Raw genomic sequence first — 20,003 nt, forward strand, 5'->3', positions numbered from 1 at the left:
TCATCCGTCCATCAGCGCCGACAGGGCGGCCGCATCGTCCAGCCCGTCGATGGCCAGCCGTTTGAGCCGGCTCGTGTGACCGTGGGTGATGCGCACCTGCGAGCGCGGCACCCCGCAGCGCCGGGCGACGAATGCGATCAGGGCTTCGTTGGCGGCCCCGTCCACTGGCGGGGCCTGCAGTTGCACTTTGGGCTTACCGTCGTGCAGACCGGCGATGCGGGTCTGCCGCGCGCCGGGCTGGCAGTAGACGACGAGAACGGCCATCGGGGTCAGGGGCTGCTTATGATGGGTGAACCATGACGATACGCGAAACGTGGCGCCGCTGGGCCGACGAGGACCGACAGGTGCAGGACAGCGCCGTGCGGCGCAATCTGCAGGTGTTGTCCCTCGCCGCTTGGGTGCTGGTGGCGCTGAATGCGGTGCACATCGCCGTGTTTGGTCTCTTGACCTTTGACGAGCCCGTGCGCGACGGCTGGGCGCGACAGATCGCGACAGCCCATGGCGCTATGGCTGTCGTCATGGCCTTGACGGGGTGGCTTGCGCGTCGCCTGCACGCCCGGCCGGTGTTGCCCATCGTGGGTCGAATCCTGCCATTGGCCGTCTCGGCGGTGGTGCTCGCCTGGGCGATTGTGTTGACCGTGATGGATCAGGCGGTCAGCAGCAGCGTCAACCCCTATGTCAACGCGGCGGTCGGCGTGGCCATCGTGTTGCTGCTGCGGCCGTCCACGATGGTGGGGCTGATGGGGATGGCGTGGGTGGCGCTGGCGTGGGTATTGGGTGGCACCACCGACGACCCCGCTGTGCTCGCCACCAACCGCATGAATGCCGCCTCGGCCACGGCACTGGCCATTCTGGTCAGCATTCTATTTTGGCGCCACTACGCGCGCACCGAGCTGCTGCAGCGTGCGCTCGCCGAATCCAACCGGCAGTTGGAGGCCCAGCGCGCCGAGCTCGAGGCCCTGGCCACGCGCGATCCGCTCACGGGCTTGCTCAATCGCCGAGAGTTCGTGCGGCAGGCCGAGCACGAATTGGCTCGCGCTCGGCGGTTGGGCGCGCCGCTGTCGCTGATCATGCTCGACCTGGATCACTTCAAGACCATCAACGACCGTCATGGGCATGCCGTGGGGGATGAGGTGCTGCGGCAGACGGCGCGGCACATGGCGGGCTCGACGCGGCAGACCGATCGCGTGGCCCGTTTCGGCGGTGAAGAGTTCGTGTTGCTGCTGCCCGACACATCGGCCGAGCAGGCATGGCATCTGGCGGATAAGCTGCGGGAAGGTCTGGCACGCGTGTGTATTCCCACGTTGGGGGTTCCGGTGACGGCCAGTTTGGGTGTTGCCAGTGTCTTGGGCACGGAATCGGTCACGCTGGAGGCCGTGCTGCACCGGGCAGACCAAGCGATGTACGAGGCCAAGCGGAGTGGCCGCAATCGCACAGTGGTTGCCGCGGACGCGGGGACTGGGGCCGCCTGACGTCCGGGCGCCCACAAAAAAGCCCGCTCGGATGCGGGCTAAGTTGTTGATTTTTCTGGTGCCGCAAAGAGGAGTCGAACCTCCGACCTACTGATTACGAATCAGTTGCTCTACCAACTGAGCTATTGCGGCATGGCGACTTGCCGACCGGTGGCTGGCAGTATCGCGGAAAGCCAAAATTATAGCGCGTTCGTCGGGGTTTCGGCGGTCTCAGCTTCCTGGTGGTAGCGCGTCACGCGCTCGACCTCGTTCTTCGAGCCGAGGATCACCGCCACGCGGTCGTGCAGGCCCTTCGGCTCGATGTCGAGGATGCGGCAGCGTCCGTCGGTGGCGGCACCGCCCGCCTGCTCGACGATCCAGCCCATCGGGTTGGCCTCGTACATCAGGCGCAGCTTGCCGGGCTTGTTCGGCTCGCGCTTGTCCCACGGGTAGAGGAACACGCCGCCGCGCGTCAGGATGCGGTGCACATCGGCCACCATCGAGGCGATCCAGCGCATGTTGAAGTCCTTGCCGCGCGGGCCTTCCGCGCCGGCCAGGCACTCCTCGATGTAGCGGCGCACCGGTGCGGCCCAGTGGCGCCAGTTGCTCATGTTGATGGCGAACTCGCGCGTGTCTTCGGGGATGCGCACCTGGTCCTGGATCAGCACCCAGGCGCCCTGTTCGCGGTCGAGCGTGAACATCGCCACGCCGTTGCCGACGGTGAGCACCAGCGTCGTCTGCGGACCGTAGATGCAGTAGCCAGCGGCGACCTGCTCGCGGCCGGGCTGCAGGAAGTCGGTCTCGCTGACCGGCTCGATGACGGTGGGGTCGTCGTGCTGGCGCTTGAGCACCGAGAAGATGGTGCCGATGCTGACGTTGCAGTCGATGTTGCTGGAGCCGTCCAGCGGGTCGAACAGCAGCAGGTATTCGCCCTGCGGGTAGCGGTTCGGGATCGGGTGGATGCCATCCAGCTCCTCGGAGGCCATCGCCGCCAGGTGGCCGCCCCATTCGTTGGCCTCGATCAGCACCTCGTTGGCGATGACGTCGAGCTTCTTCTGCACCTCGCCCTGGACGTTTTCGGTGTCGGCCGAGCCGAGCACGCCGCCCAGCGCCCCCTTGCCGACGGCGATGGCGATGCGCTTGCAGGCGCGCGCGACGACCTCCAGCAGCAGCCGCAGCTGCGGCGTGATGGCGCCGTGCACGCGCTGCTGCTCGATCAGGTAGCGGGTCAGCGAGATGCGGGACTCGGACATGGGGCGACTCCGGGCTACAAAAGGGGAGGAGGGTCAGTCGGCCAGCGCGCGCGTGACGACCTCGCGCACGTCGGTGCTGAGCGGCTCGTGCGCCGCCACGGCCTGCAGCGCGGCCTGCGCGGCGCGGCGGTACGGCTCGGCCAGTTTCTTCCAGCGGTCCAGCGCGCGCGCCAGGCGCGCGGCCACCTGCGGGTTGAAGGCGTCGATCTCCAGCACGCGGTCGCGCCAGAAGGCGTAGCCGGCGCCGTCGGCGCGGTGGAAGCCCGCCGGGTTGGCGTGGCAGTAGGTGTGGATCAGGCTGCGCGCGCGGTTGGGGTTGCGCAGGTGGAAGTCCGGGTGCTGCAGCAGCGCCTGCACGCGCGGCAGCGCGTCGCCGCCGCGGTCCGGCGCGCCGGCCTGCAGGGCGAACCACTTGTCCAGCACCAGCTCCTCGTCGCGGAAGCGGGCGTGGAACTGCTCCAGCGCGCGCGCCGCCAGCTCGTGCCCGGCCGTGACCAGGGCGCTGAGCGCCGCGTAGCGGTCGGTCATGTTGGTGGCGTCCTTGAAGCGCTGGTAGGTCTTGCCCGGCCACACCGGGTTGCCGTTGTCGCGCGCGGCCAGGCACAGCATCTGCAGGGCCAGCCCCGCGAGCGCCCGCCGCCCGGCGCTGACCGGGTCGGGCCGGTAGGCGCCGTTGTCCCTGTGCTGCTCGTAGGCCCAGACCCAGTCTTCGTGCAGCGCGTGCGCGAGCTGGCGGCGCATCGCCTCGCGCACCGCGTGGATGCGCTGCGGATCGACGGCGTCGAGCTGCTCGGCGATGTAGGTCTCGGCCGGCAGCGTCAGCACCAGCTCCTTGAACGCCGCATCCAGCGTCGGGTGGCGCAGCACCGTGCGCATCGCCTCGAGGAACGGCGCATCCAGCGGCTCGTGCACCGGGCCGTCGGCGCGCACCGCCGCCAGCGCCCGGCGCAGCGCCAGCTGCTGGCCGGCTTCCCAGCGGTTGAAGGGGTCGGTGTCGTGCGCCAGCAGCGTGCGCAGCTCGTCATCGGTCAGGTCGTGCTCCAGGATCACCGGCGCGCTAAAACCCCGCAGCAGCGACGGCACCGGGGCGGCGTCCATCCCCTCGAAGACGACGGTGGTCTCGGGCTCGTGCAGCACCACCAGCCGCTCGGTGTGCGGCAGCGCGTGGCCCTGGGCGTCCAGCAGCCCCAGCGCCACCGGGATGACGAACGGCTCCTTGACCGGCTGGCCCGGCGTCGGCGGGCAGCTCTGCCGCAGCGTCAGCGTGTAGGTGCGCGCCTCGGCGTCGTACTGGCCGCGGGCTTGCACGCGCGGCGTGCCGGCCTGCGAATACCAGCGCTTGAACTGTGGCAGCCGGCGCGCCAGCTCGCTTTCGGGGTTGGCGTCCGCCATCGCCTGCGCGAAGTCGTCGCAGGTGACGGCCTGGCCGTCGTGGCGCTCGAAGTAGAGCTTCAGGCCCCGCGCGAAGCCGTCGCGGCCGACCAGGGTCTGCATCATCCGCACGACCTCGGCGCCCTTCTCGTACACCGTGACGGTGTAGAAGTTGTTGATCTCGGCGTACTGGTCCGGGCGCACCGGGTGCGCCATCGGGCCGGCGTCCTCCGGGAACTGCACGGTGCGCAGCACGCGCACGTCCTCGATGCGCTTGACGGCGCGCGCCGAGGGGCTGCCGGCCATGTCCTGGCTGAACTCCTGGTCGCGGAAGACCGTCAGCCCTTCCTTGAGGCTCAGCTGGAACCAGTCGCGGCAGGTGACGCGGTTGCCGGTCCAGTTGTGGAAATACTCGTGCGCCACCACCGACTCGATGTTGGCGTAGTCGGTGTCGGTGGCGGTGGCCGGGTTGGCCAGCACGTACTTGGTGTTGAAGATGTTGAGGCCCTTGTTCTCCATCGCGCCCATGTTGAAGTCGCCGGTGGCGACCACCATGAAGCGCTCCAGGTCCAGCGGCAGGCCGAAGCGCGTCTCGTCCCAGGCGATGGCCGCCATCAGCGACTGCATCGCGTGCTCGGTCTTGTCCAGGTCCGCTTGGCGCACGTAGATCTGCAGCAGGTGCTCGGTGCCGTGGCGGCTGACGATCGGCTGGCTGCGGCAGACCAGGTCGCCGGCCACCAGCGCGAACAGGTAGCACGGCTTGCGGTGCGGGTCGACCCACTTGGCGTAGTGGCGTCCGCCTTCCAGCTCGCCGCTGTCGACCAGGTTGCCGTTGGACAGCAGCACGGGGTAGCGCTGCTTGTCGGCGCGCAGCGTCACGCTGTAGGTGGCCATGACGTCGGGCCGGTCGAGGAAGTAGGTGATGCGCCGGAAGCCCTCGGCCTCGCACTGCGTGAAGAAGGTGCCCTGGCTGACGTACAGGCCCATCAGCTGGGTGTTCTTCTCCGGCGCGCAGGTGGTGAAGATCTCCAGCTCGAACGGCTCGGGGCCTTCGGGCAGCGCCTCCAGCACGAGCTGGCCGCCGTCCATCTTGAAGCTGGTGCCCTGGCCGTTGACCAGCACGCGCGCCAGGTTGAGTTCCTCGCCGTCCAGCCGCAGCGGCTGCGCCGGCACGTCCGGGTTGCGGCGCACGCGCATGCGGTTGAGCACGCGCGTCTTGGCCGGGTCGAGGTCGAAGGTCAGATCGACGGTGTCGATCCAGTAGGCGGGCGGCGCGTAATCCTCGCGGCGCACGATGCGGGGGCTGCCTTCACGCATGGCGGTCATGGGTGCGGTCCTGATGGGGGAGGGGGGTCAGACGCCCTGCTTGAGCGAGGCTTCGATGAACACGTCGAGGTCGCCGTCCAGCACCTTCTGCGTGTTGGACACCTCGACGTTGGTGCGCAGGTCCTTGATGCGGCTCTGGTCGAGCACGTAGCTGCGGATCTGGTGGCCCCAGCCGACGTCGGTCTTGGTGGCCTCCAGCTGCTGCTGCGTCTCCATGCGCTTGCGCATCTCCAGCTCATAGAGCTTGGAGCGCAGGCGCTGCCACGCCAGATCGCGGTTGGAGTGCTGGCTGCGGCTGTCCTGCGCGGTGACGACGATGCCGGTGGGCATGTGCGTCAGGCGCACCGCCGAGTCGGTTTTGTTGATGTGCTGGCCGCCGGCGCCGCTGGCGCGGTAGGTGTCCACGCGCACGTCGGCGGGGTTGATCTCGACCTCGATCGAGTCGTCGATCTCCGGGTAGACGAACACCGAGGCGAACGAGGTGTGGCGCCCGCCGGAAGAGTCGAACGGCGACTTGCGCACCAGCCGGTGCACGCCGGTTTCGGTGCGCAGCAGACCGAAGGCGTAGTCGCCCTCGACCTTGATGGTCGCGCTCTTGATGCCGGCGGTGTCACCGGGCTGCTCGTCCTCCACCGTGGCCTTGAAGCCCTTGCGCTCGGCGTAGCGCAGGTACTGGCGCAGCAGCATCTGCGCCCAGTCGCACGCCTCGGTGCCGCCGGCGCCGGCCTGGATGTCGATGAAGCAGTTGTTGGGGTCCGCCGGGTTGTTGAACATGCGCCGGAACTCGAGCTTCTCGACCTCCGGCGCAACGCGCTCGACGTCGGCCTCGATCGTCTCCAGGCCCGCGTCGTCGCCCTCGGCGCGCGACATCTCGAACAGCTCAGTGTTGTCGGCCAGCTCCTGCGCCAGCCGGTCCAGCACCAGCACCACGTCCTCGAGCGACTTCTTTTCCTTGGCCAGCTCCTGCGCGCGCTTGGGGTCGTTCCAGACGCCCGGGTCCTCCAGCGCGGCGTTGACCTCCGACAGCTTCAGCGCCTTGGCGTCGTAGTCAAAGAAACCTCCGCAAGTCGGCGACGCGCTGCGTCAGGTCCTGCAGGCGGTTGGCAAGGGCGTTCAGGCGTTCGGCTTCCATGGCGATCTTTCGGGTGACGGACGTTCGAAAACCCCGCATTTTCGCATGTAGGCGCCTACGCCGGGCGTGCGCGGGCGGCCGCGCCGCTCAGGATCGGCGGCCCAATTGCGCAAGCAGCATGCCGGCCAGGATCAGGGCCGCACCGCCCCATCCGCGCCAGCCGATGGCCTCACCCAGGATCCACCAGCCGCCGATGGCGGCAAACACGCCCTCGCTGCTGTAGATGACCGCAGCATGCGACGCCTTGGCGGTGCGCTGGGCCACGACCTGCAGCGTGTAGGCGATGCCGATCGACAGGATGCCACCCCAGGCGATGGCGCCCGCCGCGCCGGTCAGGGCGTCGGCGGTGATCGCCTCGTTCCGCCACAGGGCCGCCACCCAGGACAGCGCCCCGGCGACCGCATACTGCACGATGGACAGTCGGATGGCGTCATGGCGCCGCGCCCAATGTCCGACCAGCAGCACATGGACGGCCCACAAGCCGGCCCCGCCCAACTGCAGCCAATCGCCCGGCGCGATGGTGGCGTCGGGCTTGACGCTCAAAAAGTACAGCCCCACAGCCGCCAGCGCCACCGCCAGCCACACGGGCAGGCCCACCGGCTGACCCAGCAGGCGCATCAGGATCGGCACCAGCACCACGTACAGCCCGGTGATAAAGCCGGCGTTGGACACACTGGTGCCCAGCAGGCCCACCTGCTGCAGGTTGATGGCCGAAAACAGCACCAGCCCCAGCAGCGTGCCGTCGCGCCATAGCCCGCGGCTGTCCACGCGCGGCACGGCGGCGAACGGGCCGCCCCGCCACCACCACAGCGGCGCGATGAGCAGCACACCCAGCACCATGCGTGCCGCTGTGTAGGTGAACGGCCCGACGCTGTCCATGCCCATTTGCTGGGCGACGAAGGTGGAGCCCCAGATGGCTGCCACGCCGACCATGAGCAGGTCGGTCTTCCAGGTTGCGCCCGCCATGTCAGTCGGCCCCTCCGTGCAGGGGGGCGTCGGCACCGTCGGGCGCGTCCAGGTGTGCCTCGATCAGGGCGGCCACCCGTTGCGGCTGGTCGTGGTGCAGCATGTGGCCGGCATCCTCGACGCGCGCGATGCGGCAGCGGGGCACCGCCTGCAGCCGTCGGTGGTATTCGGCCAGCGAATGCTCCCCGCGCGGGAACCACTGCGCCAAGCTGTCATCGCTGGCCTCCACCGCCAGCACCGGGGCGGCGATGGCGCCATAGACGGCCAGGACCTCGTCCAGCCGGTAGAGCTGGCTGCTGCGCACCTTGTGCGCCGGATCCCCCAGAATCCGCCACTCGCCGTCCGGCGCGCCGGGGTCCACCGGCCGCGCCCAGTGCTGGGCCAGCCAACGGGCGCGGTCCTCGGGCAGGCGGCGGTTGGTCTTCATCAGCCGCTGCGCCACGCCTTCCTGGCCGGGGTAGGTCTTGAGCGTCAGCTCACCCTGGGCCAGTTGGTGGAGTTCGTCCAGCCAGGCGGCGTAGCGGCGCGGGGCCTGCTCTGGCCGTGTGGCGGGCATGCCAAACCCTTCCAGATTGACCAGTCGCCGCACGCGTGTCGGCCGCACGCCGGCGTACAGCATCGCGACATTGCCCCCCATGCTGTGGCCGACCAGGTCGATGGGCGCGTCCGGCGCGCGGCCCAAGCGCTGGTTGAGGCGCACCAACAGAAAGTCCAGATCGCCCAGGTAATCGGCAAACAGATAGTGATCGGCCTCGCCGTAGGGCGGCGGGCCATGGGGGTCGTCGTCCAGATGGGCGGAGCGCGTCAGACCAAACCCGCGCCAGTCGGGGGCGATGCAGTGGCGCTCTTGGGCCAAGGCATCGACCACGAACTGCCAGGACGCGGACACGTCCATCCACCCGTGCAACAGCCACAGCGGCGGTTGGTCAGGGTGGGGCGTGCCCCACTCCCGCAGGTGATAGCGCTGGCCGCGCACGGTCTCGAAGGTGCTGCGCGAAGGTCGTCGGACTTGATACATTCTTGTAATTATTCAGGAGACAAACGGGGATGCCCTCCATGCCCAGTCATGCGCACGACAACCGCGCCGCGGCGCCCGGCCTGCACGCCGACCTCTACGACGCCGTGTACGGTGCCTTTCGCTGGCAGGTGCCGGCGCGCTTCAACATGGCGCAGGTCTGCCTGCGCCGCTGGGCGGACGACCCCGACCAGGCGCAGGCGCTGGCCGTCATCGAGGACGGCCCGGACCTGCGCCGCCCGCGCCGCCACTGCTACGGCGAGCTGGCCGCCGAGTTCGACCCGGCGCTGGTGGCCGAGCTGCAGCAGCACGTGCGCGGCCGGCTGGCGCCGTACGAGTACCCGAAGGAAATCGAGTTCATCGACGCGCTGCCGATGACCACCACCGGCAAGGTGCAGCGGCGCGTGCTGCGGCTGCAGGAGGAGGCGCGCGCCCGCGAGCGCGCCTCGGCTGCCGCCAGTGCGTGAACGCGATTCCGCCCGTTTCCCTTTTCCCCGTCCAAGGAGGCCCCACCCATGCAACCCGTCACCCTGGCCGCTGGCGGCCTGTCCGTCTCCCCGATCTGCCTGGGGACGATGACGTTCGGCGAGCAGGTCGCCGAGCGCGACGCCCACGCCATCCTCGACCGCGCGCTGGAGCGCGGCATCAACTTCCTCGACACTGCCGAGATGTACGCGGTGCCAGCGCGCGCGGAGACCTACGGCGCCACCGAGACGATCCTGGGCCACTGGTTCGCCAGCCGCCCCGGCGTGCGCCAGCGCGTGGTGCTCGCCACCAAGGTGGCCGGCCCGTCGCGCGGCATGCCGTGGATCCGCGGCGAGTCCTCGGGCCTGACCAAGGCCGAGATCCTGGCCGCCTGCGACGGCAGCCTGCGCCGGCTGCGCACCGACGTCATCGACCTCTACCAGATCCACTGGCCGGCGCGCAACGTGCCGATGTTCGGCGCGATCACCTTCGACCCGGCCAAGGACCGCCCGTGCGCCAGTATCGCCGAGCAGCTGGAGGCGCTGGACATCCTGGTGCGCGCCGGCAAGGTGCGCTACGTCGGCCTGTCCAACGAGACGCCGTATGGCGTGCACGAGTTCGTGCGCGTGGCCGAGCAGGCCGGCCTGCCGCGCGTGGTGACGGTGCAAAACCCGTACTGCCTGATCAACCGCAGCTACGAGAACGGCCTGGACGAGACCTGTCATCGCCTCGGCGTGGCGCTGTTGGCGTACTCGCCGCTGGGCTTCGGGCTGCTGACCGGCAAGTACGACGACACCGGCCTGGAGCACGCCGGGCCGCCGCAGGGCCGCCTGGCGCTGTTCGAGAGCATCCGCAAGCAGCGCTGGGGCCGGCCGGAGGCGCTGGCCGCGGCGCGCCGCTACAACGCGCTGGCGCGCGAGCATGGCCTCACGCCGCTGCAGCTGGCGCTGGCGTTTTGCTACCGCAACTGGCGCGTGGCCAGCACGATCATCGGCGTGACGTCGCTGGCGCAGCTCGACGCCTGTCTGGACGCGTGGGACGTGCAGCTGACGTCCGAGCTGCTGGAGGCCGTCGACCGCATCCGCTGGGAGCTGCGCGACCCGGCGCAGTGAGCGGGGCGGCGGCGCTGGCGCGTATGGCGCCTCGGGTAAGCTTGCGGCCCCGGCGTGCGGCCGGGGCCTCGAATGATTTCTAGGAGCCAGGTGGATGATGCAGTGGTGGATGCCCATGGGGGCCGTGGCGCTGGCCTATGCCGTGGGGTCGCTGTCGTTTGCGGTGTTGGTCAGCCGCGTGATGGGGTTGAGTGACCCGCGCACCTACGGCAGCAAGAACCCCGGCGCCACGAACGTGCTGCGCTCGGGCAACAAGGTGGCGGCGGCGCTGACACTGCTGCTCGATGCGGTCAAGGGCTGGCTGCCGGTGTGGGTGGTCGGCCACTGGGGCGCGGGCTGGGGGCTGGGCGACGGTACGCTGGCGGCCGTCGGGCTGGCGGCTTTTTTGGGGCACCTGTTTCCGGTGTTTTTCCGCTTTCAGGGGGGCAAAGGGGTGGCCACGGCCGCCGGTGTGCTGCTGGCGTTCGAGCCGTGGCTGGGTGTTGCCGTGCTCGCGAGCTGGATTCTGATCGCCGTGTTTTTCCGCTATTCCTCGCTGGCAGCCATCGTGGCTGCGGTGTTTGCGCCGTTCTATTACTGGTTTGGCGACGGCGCCGCGTGGGATGTGCGCGGCCCGGTGGGGCTGGCAGTCGCGGCCATGAGCCTGCTGCTGTTGTGGCGCCATGCGGGCAATATCCAGCGCCTGCTGGCCGGGCAGGAGAGCAAGATCGGCAGCAAAAAAGGCGGTGCCGCCCGCTGAGGCCGCAGGTCAGCGCTGCAACGCCAGGCGCGAAAGCTGGAGCAGCCGCGGGTGGTTGAGCCGCACCCGCACCGTGGCGGTCTGTAGCGCGGCTTCGATCGCGGTGGCCTCGTCGCCGGTGTCGATCAGCGCCGGCTCCAGCACCGGGTGGCCGTCGGCGTCGAGCACCGCGCTTACCCACGGCTCGCCAGGGCGGCCCGAGCGGCGCAGCACCACCGCCACCTGTCCGTCGGCCAGCCGCACGAAGGTGCCCGGTGGGCAGATGCCCAGCGTCTGCAGCAGCGCGCGTCCGATGTCGTCCAGTCGCCCGCCGGGCCGCACCAACAGGGTGCGGGCGGAGTCGGTCAGGTTGCGCCCCGGGCGTGTCTCGCGCGGGCTGATCAGGGCGGTGTAGCGGTCCATGCGCTGCAGCAGCCGCACCGCCGTGTCGTGGCTGTCCGCCTCGTGGTGCTGCTCGACGATGTCCAGCCAGCGCGCATCGCGCACGCCGCATTCGCGCAGGCACTGGGCGCCGCGCGCCGCGTGGGTGTCGATCAGGGCGCGCTGCTCCTCGGTGGGCGGGTGCGCCTGCGCGGCCAGGGTGTCCTGCAGCCGCGTCATGCCGATGTTCATGGTCAGCGCCGCCCGCTCCAGCGCTGCGGCGTCCGGGGCCGACACGCCCACCGCCGGGCCGACCAGCCGGCACATGGCCCAGCACGCCATCGCGTGCGAGGTGCTGTAGCCCACCGAGGTGGACGCCGCGAGCTGGAACAGCCAGTACAGCGTGGCGTCCTCGTCCGTGGCCAGCAAGGCCTCGGCGTCGGCCCGCAGCCGCTCCAGACGGGGCAGAAAGTCGGCGTACTGCCGCGGGGCGGACAGCAGCGCCGCCAGCTGGGCCTCCAGCTCCGTCCAGCGGGCCATCCAGTCCTGCATCGCGCCGTAGGCGGGGTCGGGTTGGGCGGTAAAGGCCATGGTGGGGTCCGGTGGGCCGGCGGGTGGGGGCAGGGGTGTCCTTCGGGCGGCGTCCGCTCAGTCGCGGAAGTTCTCGAAACTCAGGGGCAACTGCGCCATCTCCTTGCGGATCAGCGCAATCGCCGTTTGCAGATCGTCGCGCTTGGCCCCGCTGACGCGCACCGCATCGCCCTGGATGGCGGCCTGCACCTTGAGCTTGCTGCCTTTGATCAGCTGCTGGATCTTTTTGGCGTCCTCGCTGCCGATGCCGCTGCGCACGCGAAACACCTGCTTGACCTTGTCGCCGCCGATCTTCTCGACCTTGCCCGGGTCCAGAAAGCGCACATCGACTTGGCGTTTGGTGAGCTTGTTGCGCAGGATGTCCTCCACCTGCTGGAGCTGGAACTCGCTGTCGGCGTGCGCGATGATGTCGTGGTCTTTGAGCTCCACCGCGGCGGACGAGCCCTTGAAGTCGAAGCGGGTGCCGATCTCGCGCTGCGTCTGCTCGACGGCGTTTTTCACTTCGACCAGGTTGGGTTCGAGCACGGTATCGAACGATGGCATGCGGGATTCCTCGGGAGCATGAAGGGGTTTGCGACAATCCGCGCATGGTAGTCGAGAACCATGTGCCCTTGCAGCCCCTCAACACGTTCGGCATCGCGGCGCGCGCGCACCGTTTGGCGCGCATCCGCCGCGAGGACGATGTGGCTGCCCTCGTGCGCCACCCGGACTGGCGCTGGCAGGACACCTTCATTCTGGGCGGTGGCAGCAACATCGTGCTGACCGGCGATGTGCGCCAACTGGTGCTGAAGGTGGAAATCCCTGGGCGGCGTCTGCTGCGCGAGGACGAGCGCGGCTGGTTGGTGGAGGCGGGCGCCGGCGAGCGTTGGCACGCATTCGTGGATTGGACGCTGCAGCAGGGCTGGCCCGGTCTGGAGAACCTCGCCCTCATCCCCGGCACGGTCGGGGCGGCCCCGGTGCAAAACATCGGCGCCTATGGCGTCGAACTGCAGGACCGTTTTCATTCGCTGGACGCGATCGATCTGGAGACGGGCGAGCCCCTGACCCTGCGGCACGAACACTGTGCCTTCGGCTACCGCGATTCGGTGTTCAAGCACGAGCGCGCGGGCGAGCGCGGCATGGGGCTCAAGGGCCGCGCGCTGATCACCCGCGTGCGCTTTTGGCTGCCGCGGCAGTGGCGCCCGCAGTTGGGGTATCACGACCTGGAGCGCAAGGTGGCCGAAACCGGCATCGCCCACCCGACGCCGCGCCAGGTGTTCGACTGGGTGTGCGAGATCCGCCGCGCCAAGCTGCCCGACCCCGCCCTGATTGGTAACGCTGGCAGCTTTTTCAAGAACCCCACGGTTACCCCGGAGCAGTGCGCCGACATCATCGGCCGCGATCCCAAGGTGGTGCACTACCCCATGCCCGACGGCACGGTCAAGCTGGCCGCGGGTTGGCTGATCGACGCCTGCGGCTGGAAGGGTAAAACCGTCGGCCACGCGGGCGTATACGACAAGCAGGCGCTGGTGCTGGTCAACCGCGGCGACGCCGAACACCCCTGCACGGGCGGGGAAGTGATGACGTTGGCGCGGCTGATTCAGACCAGCGTTTATGAGCGCTTTGGCATCCGGCTGGAGCCGGAGCCAGTGGTGATCTGAAACCCTCGGCCCAAGGGGTGCCGGTGGGCAGGGCTGCGTGGGCTGGTCCGATCGGCGGACGACTCAGGCCGCCAGCGGCTCGGGCAGCGCGGTCGAGTGGTCGGGCACGGCAGCGGCCTCGGCGCGGCTGGCGCGGCGGTCCACCGCTGCCTGTAACGAATCGACCATGGCCTGCGCCTGGGGATGCCCTTCGCGCACCAGCCGGGCGAAATCGTCCAGCGCGCGCTGACGCGCTTTTTCCATGCGCTGCGATGGGTTGCCCATGGCAGCGCTGCTCTCGCGCTCGGCGCAGGCCACGGTGGTGCGGCTCAGCCAGTCCTGCGTGTGTCCGCACGAGGGGCAAACCAGGCCTTGACGCTGCGCCACCAGCACGCCCAGGTAACCGCCGGCAAAGGCGTGTTGGCCATCTTTCGCGTTCGGGCAGGTCAGCGGGTGGATGGGCGACGGGATCACCCCCGCCTGCATGCGATTGATCTGGTCGATCAGTGGCGGGTCGAAGGGGGCGTGCAGCCACATGGCGAATCTCCTGTGAGAATGGCCCGGCGTCGAGCCGGGTGACCGCATTCTTCGAAACAAGCCGCGCGCTGCCAAGGGGTTCTTGCAATGAGAGACGGTTGTTACGGCCGGTTACAGTCACGGGCCAGGGGCACGGCCCCGCGTCAGCGTCATCGATTCGTCATTTCGGGAGTTGCCATGTCCGTACCATCGTCATCCCAGCCCGGTGCGCCGGGGGCTGCGCGCCCGACGGCCCCGACGGGACGCCTGCGCCGCTGGGCGACGGGCCTGCTGGCCGTGGTGGGGGTGTTGGCGGTGCTGTGGTTTGCCGGCCCCCGGTACGCCTATGGCCCCGACGAGCCCGCGCCCCGGGCGCGTCCGCCGGCCGCGTTGGCCGAGCTGGACGGCTGGCTGGCCGCGCAGGAGGCGGCCTACCCGGGTCTGCGCCCCGGCACGGCCAAAGGCATCGTTTGGCATGGCGCCCCCGGCACGCGCACCCCTTGGGCCGTCGTGTACCTGCATGGGTTTACCGCCAGCCGGGTGGAGACGGCGCCCCTGGCCGAGCGGGTGGCTCAGGCCCTCGGGGCCAACCTGTTCCACACGCGGTTGGCTGGTCACGGGCTGCCTCCGGCGGCCCTGGCGGCCGTTACCCCGCAGGACTGGCTGGCCGACGCGGTCGAGGCGGTGCGCATCGGTCACGCGATTGGCGAGCGGGTGTTGGTGATTGGCACCTCCACCGGCGGGACGCTGGGCGCCTGGCTGGCCTTGCGGCCGGATGCGGCTGGTGTGCCGGTGGCGCGGCAGGTGTGGATATCGCCCAACTTCGGGCCGGCGGACAAGCGCACCGAGCTGCTCAACGGCCCCTGGGGGGCGCAGCTGGCGCAGGCCATCACGGGCGGTACGGTCGGCGCGCCCAGCGATGACCCGCGCATCGAGGCGGGGTGGACCCGCGTCTACCCGGTGCAGGCGCTGTTGCCGATGATGGCGCTGGTGCAGCGCGTGCGCGAGGCGGATGCGTCCACCGTGCAGACGCCCGTGTTGGTGCTGTACAGCCCGCGCGACCGCACGGTGGATCCGGGCCTGACCGAGGCGCTGTTCGCGCGCCTGGGCAGCCCCGTCAAGCGGCTGGAGCGGGTGGAGGACAGCACCGACCGCGACCAGCATGTGATCGCCGGTGACCTGCGCTCGCCCGGCACGACGGAGCGCCTGGCGGCGCGCATCGTGCGCTGGGCGCGCGAGGGGACGTGACCGCGCGCAAGGTGGCGCGAAGGGTGGCGTGTATCAGCCGCCCAGCTTGAGCAGATCGCCGTCCTTGCCGATCGCCAACAGGCCGGCCTGCGTGTAGATGGACAGCTTGTCGCGCGTGTCGGTAATGTCCAAATTGCGCATGGTCAGCTGGCCGATGCGGTCGCGCGGCGTGAACGCCGACGCGCCCTTTTCCATCGTCAACCGCTCGGGGTGATAGGTGAGATTGGGGCTTTCGGTGTTGAGGATGGAGTAATCGTTGCCGCGGCGCAGCTCCAGGGTCACTTCGCCGGTGATGGCGCGCGCCACCCAGCGCTGCGCGGCCTCGCGCAGCATGATGGCCTGCGGGTCGAACCAGCGCCCCTGGTAGAGCAGGCGGCCGAGCTTGCGGCCGTTGTCGCGGTACTGCTCGATCGTGTCCTCGTTGTGGATGCCGGTGACCAGCCGCTCGTAGGCGACGAACAGCAGCGCCATGCCGGGGGCCTCGTAGATGCCGCGGCTCTTGGCCTCGATGATGCGGTTCTCGATCTGGTCGCTCATGCCCAGGCCGTGGCGCCCGCCGATGCGGTTGGCTTCCAGGAACAACTCGACCAGATCCGGATATTCGCGGCCGTTGAGGGCCACCGGGCGGCCTTCCTCGAAGCGCACCGTGACCTCTTCGGGCTGGACGTCGACTTCGGGCTTCCAGAACGCCACGCCCATGATGGGGTTGACGATGCGGATGCCGGAGTTCAGGTGCTCCAGGTCCTTGGCCTCGTGCGTGGCGCCCAGCATGTTGCTGTCGGTGCTGTAGGCCTTCTCCACCGACATCTTGTAGTCGAAGCCGTTGCGGATCAGGAACTCCGACATCTCCTTGCGGCCACCCAGCTCATCGATGAAAGTCTGGTCCAGCCACGGCTTGTAGATTTGCAGCGCGGGGTTGGTGACGAGGCCGTAGCGGTAGAAGCGCTCGATGTCGTTGCCCTTGTACGTGGAGCCGTCGCCCCAGATGTGGACGTCGTCCTCCTTCATGGCCGCGACCAGCATGGTGCCGGTGACCGCACGGCCGATCGGCGTGGTGTTGAAGTAGGTCACGCCCGCGGTGCTGATGTGGAAGGCCCCGCACTGCAGCGCCGCCAGCCCTTCGGAGGCGAGCTGTGGGCGGCAGTCCACCAGGCGCGCCTTCTCGGCCCCAAAGGCCAGGGCGCGTTTCGGGATCGCGTCGTAGTCCGGCTCGTCCGGCTGGCCCAGGTTGGCGGTGTAGGCGTAGGGGATGGCGCCCTTTTGGCGCATCCACAGCAGGGCCGCGCTGGTGTCGAGGCCGCCGGAAAATGCGATGCCGACCTTCTGGCCGACGGGCAGGCTTTGCAAGATGGTGGACATGGCCGTGCAACGTTGGGGTAGGGGGAGGGCGTCAGCCGAAATGGCAAATGTAGTGGTAGGGCTCGCCGTCGACGCGGATCTGGAAGCTGGACTGGCCCGGCACGGCAAAGCGCTCGCCGGGGCCGAAGCGCCGCCACGCGCTGTCGCCGGGCAGCAGCACCGCGCAGTGTCCGCCCACGCCTTCCATGATTTCCGGCGCGCCGGTGTTGAAGGTGAGGGTGGACGGCAGAATGACCCCGACCGACTTGCGGGTGCCGTCGGCGAGCGTCAGGCTGTGGCTGACGCACTTGCCGTCGAAATAGACATTGGCGCGCGTAGAGACGGCCGCGCCGCTGAGGGTGTCGGTGATGGCGTTCATGGTGCGCCGATTGTAGGCGCTGCATTCCCGCGCTCTGGCGGACTGGGGGCGTGGCGCGGTGCCGGCCGCGTGCGCAGGCGGGTCAGCAGCGGCCTTGCCAGTCGTCGGGGTCGAAGCCCGCCGTGACGGCGTTGCCCCACTCCACGACCGGCCGGCGGATCACGCTGGGCTTGGCCAGCATCAGCGCCCGGGCGCTGGCCGCATCGGTCACGCCGGCCCGGGTGGCGTCGTCGAGCTGGCGCCAGGTGGTGCCGCGGCGGTTGAGCAGCGCCTCCCACCCCAGGGCCGCCAGCCAGGCATCGAGCCGCTCCGTGGGCACTCCCTGCTTTTTGAAGTCGTGGAACGTGTGGTCGACGCCCTGCGCCGCGAGCCAGGCGCGGGCTTTCTTCACGGTTTCGCAATTGGGGATGCCGTAGACATGGATCATGGTCCGCATCGTAGCGCAAGGGCCCGCGCGCGGTGGGGCGTTGGGTGGGGCGTCTGTTCGGCCGTATGGCCGGCCTGGAATGGGCGGGCTTGGCACAATGCGGGTTTTCCCCTGCACATGGCCGACCCGATGACCACGCCCCCCGTTGATTCCGCGCTGCCGCCCCCCGATGCGACTGCGCCGCTCGCCCGCTGGCTGGCCCATTTGGAGCGGCTGCATGGGCAGCGCATCACCCTGGGGCTGGAGCGGGTGCAGGCCGTCGCGCGCCGGCTGGGCGATGCCGTGCAGCCGCGCTGTCCGGTGATCACCGTGGCGGGCACCAACGGCAAGGGGTCCACCTGCGCGATGCTCGAGGCCATCTACCGCCAAGCGGGCTACCGAACGGGGCTCTACACCTCGCCGCATCTGGTCGATTTCGAAGAGCGCGCCCGACTGGATGGCGTACCAATGGCGGCGGGCGATCTGGTGCCGTCCTTCGCGGCGGTGGAGGCGGCCCGCACCGCTGGCGAGGCCATCGCGCTCAGCTACTTCGAGTTCACCACCCTGGCGCTGGTGCATGCGCTGCTGGCGCGCCGCCCCGACGTGCTGATCCTGGAGGTGGGCATGGGCGGCCGGCTCGATGCCGTCAACCTGTGGGACGCGGACTGCGCCGTCATCACCAGCGTCGATCTGGACCACATGGAGTACCTGGGGCCCGACCGCGAGGCGATCGGCTACGAGAAGGCAGGCATCGTGCGCACCGGCCGCCCGGTCGTGGTGTCCGACCCCGTGCCGCCGCGCAGCGTGATCGATCGCGCCATCGAGGTGGGGGCGGATGTTTGGCTGGCGGGGCGCGACTTTCGCCACACGGGCGACCGGCAGCAGTGGAACTGGCAGGGCCGGTCGCGCCGCTACAGCGGTCTGGCCTACCCGGCGCTGCGCGGGGTCAACCAGTTGGTCAATGCCGCCGGCGTGCTGGCGGTGCTGGAGGCTCTGCACCCCCGCCTGCCGGTGGCGGCGCAGGCGGTGCGGCAGGGGCTGGCGCAGGTGGAGTGGGTCGGGCGCTTCCAGATCGTGCCGGGCCAGCCGGTGCTCGTGCTGGATGTGGCGCACAACCCGCACGCGGCCGCGGCCCTGGCCGAGAACCTGGACGCCATGGGCTTTTACCCGCAGACGCAGGCGGTGTTTGGCGCCATGGCCGACAAGGACGTGCGACCGATGCTCGAGCGGCTCGATCCGTTGATCGATGTCTGGCATTTTTGCGATTTGCCGACGGCGCGGGCCGCCCGCGCCGCCGATCTGCACGGACTGTGGCAGGCCGCCACGCGCCGGCGCGACGCCACGGCGGCCCAGCATCCGGACCCCGCCGCCGCTTTGCGGGCTGCGGTCGAGGGGGCGGACCCCGCTGGTAGAATCGTGATTTTCGGATCCTTCTACACGGTGGGCGGCGTGCTGCAACAGGGGTTGCCGCGCCTGGGCGCCAAGCACCTGCAGGGCTGACGCATGTTCCAACTCCGCTCCGGCTCCGGCCCATCGTCCGCCTCGCCGGGGGGCGGGCGACAGCAGCCGCCGCCGTCGATCGAGACGCTGCGCCGGCGCGCCCGCCAGCGGCTGATCGGGGCGGCCGTGCTGGTCGCCGCGGCCGTGATCACCCTGCCGTTGCTGCTGGAGTCGCAGCCCAGGCCCATTCCCGTCGATATCGCGATCGACATCCCCACGCGGCAGTCCGCCGCGCCGCTGGAGCCGCCGTCCGGCCATGCGGTCGCCCTGCCGCGGCCCGCCGAGGCGCCTGCGGCGGAGTTCGCGCCCCCCGCGGCTGCGACACCCGCGGCGCCGGCAGCGTCCCCGCGGCCGGCAGCTGCTGCCGACCGGGATGCCGCACCGCCGGCGCCTGCCGCGGCTGCCGTCCCCGCCGCAACACCAGTCCCACCCCCGACCGCCGCCGCGACGCCCACGCCCCCCGCCGCGCGCGCCGATGCCGAGGCCAAGGTCCGCGTGGTTGTGCAGGTGGGGGCCTTTGCCGAGGCCGCGCGCGCGCAGGAGGTGCGCCGCCGCCTCGAGCGCGCGGGGCTCAAGACCTACACCCATGTGGCGGACACTCCCGAAGGCAAGCGCATCCGGGTACGCGTCGGGCCGTTCGACACGCGGGCCGAGGCGGAAAAGGTGGCGGAGAAGGTCAAGGGCCTGGGCTTGCCGGCCGCGGTGCTGACGCTTTGAGCCATGGCCGCGGTGGATGTCATCCTGCTGGCGGTGCTTGCGGCGTCGGTCGTGCTCGGCTGGTGGCGCGGGCTGCTGTACGAGGTGCTGTCCGTGCTGGCCTGGGTGGCGGCCTTCGTCGTCGCCCAGCGCTGGGCGCTGGAGGCGGCGGCGTGGTTGCCGTCGTCGGCCGAATGGAGCGATCCCCTGCGGTATGCCGCCGGGTTTGCCGTGCTGTTCGTCGCCACGGCGTTTGCCGGGGGGCTGGTGGCCTGGCTCGTGCGGCAGGGGACGCAGGCGGTCGGCTTGCGGCCCATCGACCGTGTGCTGGGTGGGGTGTTCGGGGTGTTGCGCGGCGTGCTGCTGCTGATGGCGGCCACGCTGTTGGTGCAACTGACCCCCTGGGTGGACAGCCCCGCCTGGCGCGAGGCGTGGGGGCCGCGCTGGCTGGGGCAGGGGCTGCAGGCGGTGAAAGTGCTGGTGCCGGCTCCGGTGGCCGTGTATTTTCCGTAGTTCGAGG

The 20,003-nt window shown here is 70.0% G+C and carries 20 protein-coding genes, 1 tRNA gene and 1 pseudogene; 9 read left to right on the forward strand and 13 right to left on the reverse strand.

Going from position 1 to position 20,003, the window contains the following annotated elements:
• Positions 1–264, reverse strand: a complete 264-nt coding sequence (locus A9O67_RS08035; RefSeq protein WP_068609103.1) for a DUF167 domain-containing protein — start codon at positions 262–264, stop codon at positions 1–3.
• A 32-nt stretch (positions 265–296) separates the two neighbouring features.
• On the opposite strand from A9O67_RS08035, the gene A9O67_RS08040 reads away from it, so the two are divergent.
• Positions 297–1,472 (forward strand): GGDEF domain-containing protein, encoded by a 1,176-nt coding sequence (locus A9O67_RS08040; RefSeq protein WP_082955451.1) that lies wholly within the window; start codon positions 297–299, stop codon positions 1,470–1,472.
• 56 nt (positions 1,473–1,528) lie between these two features.
• On the opposite strand, the gene A9O67_RS08045 is transcribed toward A9O67_RS08040, so the two are convergent.
• The 6 genes from A9O67_RS08045 to A9O67_RS08075 form a co-directional block, all read right to left on the reverse strand.
• Positions 1,529–1,604: transfer RNA gene (locus tag A9O67_RS08045), tRNA-Thr, on the reverse strand.
• Positions 1,605–1,651: 47 nt separating this feature from the next.
• Complete coding sequence (locus A9O67_RS08050) at positions 1,652–2,704, reverse strand: class 1 fructose-bisphosphatase (protein WP_068609105.1); 1,053 nt, start codon at positions 2,702–2,704, stop codon at positions 1,652–1,654.
• 33 nt (positions 2,705–2,737) lie between these two features.
• Positions 2,738–5,392: an aminopeptidase N gene (pepN, locus tag A9O67_RS08055; protein ID WP_068609872.1), complete on the reverse strand. Its 2,655-nt coding sequence runs from the start codon at positions 5,390–5,392 to the stop codon at positions 2,738–2,740.
• Positions 5,393–5,428: 36 nt separating this feature from the next.
• A protein-coding gene (prfB, locus tag A9O67_RS08060) for a peptide chain release factor 2 (RefSeq protein ID WP_156682283.1) occupies positions 5,429–6,533 on the reverse strand; the annotation gives its coding sequence in 2 pieces (ribosomal slippage) (positions 5,429–6,451 and positions 6,453–6,533; 1,104 coding nt in all).
• Positions 6,534–6,620: 87 nt separating this feature from the next.
• Entirely contained in the window at positions 6,621–7,499 is an 879-nt protein-coding gene (locus A9O67_RS08070; RefSeq protein ID WP_068609111.1) for a DMT family transporter, read from the reverse strand.
• Between the two features lies 1 nt (position 7,500).
• Complete coding sequence (locus tag A9O67_RS08075) at positions 7,501–8,517, reverse strand: alpha/beta fold hydrolase (RefSeq protein ID WP_068609113.1); 1,017 nt, start codon at positions 8,515–8,517, stop codon at positions 7,501–7,503.
• 275 nt (positions 8,518–8,792) lie between these two features.
• Between A9O67_RS08075 and A9O67_RS13155 the strand changes: the two are divergent.
• The 3 genes and pseudogenes from A9O67_RS13155 to plsY all read left to right on the forward strand — a co-directional run.
• Positions 8,793–8,981, forward strand: a pseudogene (locus A9O67_RS13155) (AMP-binding enzyme); the annotation flags it as partial.
• A 48-nt stretch (positions 8,982–9,029) separates the two neighbouring features.
• Entirely contained in the window at positions 9,030–10,091 is a 1,062-nt protein-coding gene (locus A9O67_RS08085; RefSeq protein WP_068609119.1) for an aldo/keto reductase, read from the forward strand.
• Between the two features lie 97 nt (positions 10,092–10,188).
• On the forward strand, positions 10,189–10,830 hold the full coding sequence (gene plsY / locus A9O67_RS08090; RefSeq protein ID WP_068609874.1) for a glycerol-3-phosphate 1-O-acyltransferase PlsY: 642 nt from the start codon (positions 10,189–10,191) through the stop codon (positions 10,828–10,830).
• Between the two features lie 9 nt (positions 10,831–10,839).
• Here the strand turns inward: plsY and A9O67_RS08095 are convergent, their stop codons facing one another.
• Positions 10,840–11,781 (reverse strand): HD-GYP domain-containing protein, encoded by a 942-nt coding sequence (locus A9O67_RS08095; RefSeq protein WP_068609121.1) that lies wholly within the window; start codon positions 11,779–11,781, stop codon positions 10,840–10,842.
• Positions 11,782–11,838: 57 nt separating this feature from the next.
• Entirely contained in the window at positions 11,839–12,324 is a 486-nt protein-coding gene (locus A9O67_RS08100; protein WP_068609123.1) for a YajQ family cyclic di-GMP-binding protein, read from the reverse strand.
• Positions 12,325–12,368: 44 nt separating this feature from the next.
• On the opposite strand from A9O67_RS08100, the gene murB reads away from it, so the two are divergent.
• On the forward strand, positions 12,369–13,421 hold the full coding sequence (murB, locus tag A9O67_RS08105; RefSeq protein ID WP_068609126.1) for a UDP-N-acetylmuramate dehydrogenase: 1,053 nt from the start codon (positions 12,369–12,371) through the stop codon (positions 13,419–13,421).
• A 63-nt stretch (positions 13,422–13,484) separates the two neighbouring features.
• Here the strand turns inward: murB and A9O67_RS08110 are convergent, their stop codons facing one another.
• Complete coding sequence (locus A9O67_RS08110) at positions 13,485–13,937, reverse strand: hypothetical protein (protein WP_068609128.1); 453 nt, start codon at positions 13,935–13,937, stop codon at positions 13,485–13,487.
• A gap of 177 nt (positions 13,938–14,114) precedes the next feature.
• On the opposite strand from A9O67_RS08110, the gene A9O67_RS08115 reads away from it, so the two are divergent.
• Complete coding sequence (locus A9O67_RS08115) at positions 14,115–15,164, forward strand: alpha/beta hydrolase (RefSeq protein ID WP_082955452.1); 1,050 nt, start codon at positions 14,115–14,117, stop codon at positions 15,162–15,164.
• Between the two features lie 33 nt (positions 15,165–15,197).
• On the opposite strand, the gene argG is transcribed toward A9O67_RS08115, so the two are convergent.
• The 3 genes from argG to A9O67_RS08130 form a co-directional block, all read right to left on the reverse strand.
• Complete coding sequence (gene argG, locus A9O67_RS08120) at positions 15,198–16,523, reverse strand: argininosuccinate synthase (RefSeq protein ID WP_068609130.1); 1,326 nt, start codon at positions 16,521–16,523, stop codon at positions 15,198–15,200.
• 31 nt (positions 16,524–16,554) lie between these two features.
• Positions 16,555–16,881 carry a pyrimidine/purine nucleoside phosphorylase gene (gene ppnP / locus A9O67_RS08125; protein WP_068609132.1) on the reverse strand — a complete coding sequence of 109 codons (327 nt, stop codon included), beginning with the start codon at positions 16,879–16,881 and terminating at the stop codon, positions 16,555–16,557.
• Positions 16,882–16,963: 82 nt separating this feature from the next.
• Entirely contained in the window at positions 16,964–17,308 is a 345-nt protein-coding gene (locus A9O67_RS08130; RefSeq protein WP_143968190.1) for an ArsC family reductase, read from the reverse strand.
• Between the two features lie 129 nt (positions 17,309–17,437).
• On the opposite strand from A9O67_RS08130, the gene folC reads away from it, so the two are divergent.
• From folC to A9O67_RS08145, 3 genes are read left to right on the forward strand one after another with little or no spacing between them, the layout of a single operon-like run.
• A complete protein-coding gene (folC, locus tag A9O67_RS08135; RefSeq protein ID WP_082955505.1) occupies positions 17,438–18,787 on the forward strand; it encodes a bifunctional tetrahydrofolate synthase/dihydrofolate synthase in 1,350 nt (449 codons plus the stop codon).
• Between the two features lie 3 nt (positions 18,788–18,790).
• Positions 18,791–19,504 (forward strand): SPOR domain-containing protein, encoded by a 714-nt coding sequence (locus A9O67_RS08140; RefSeq protein ID WP_068609135.1) that lies wholly within the window; start codon positions 18,791–18,793, stop codon positions 19,502–19,504.
• Positions 19,505–19,507: 3 nt separating this feature from the next.
• The gene (locus A9O67_RS08145) at positions 19,508–19,996 is read left to right on the forward strand and encodes a CvpA family protein (protein WP_068609137.1); all 489 of its coding nucleotides are present in this window, start codon (positions 19,508–19,510) and stop codon (positions 19,994–19,996) included.
• Positions 19,997–20,003: the final 7 nt, after the last annotated feature.

The organism is Tepidimonas fonticaldi (assembly GCF_001675355.1).
GTDB classification, from domain to species: domain Bacteria; phylum Pseudomonadota; class Gammaproteobacteria; order Burkholderiales; family Burkholderiaceae_C; genus Tepidimonas; species Tepidimonas fonticaldi.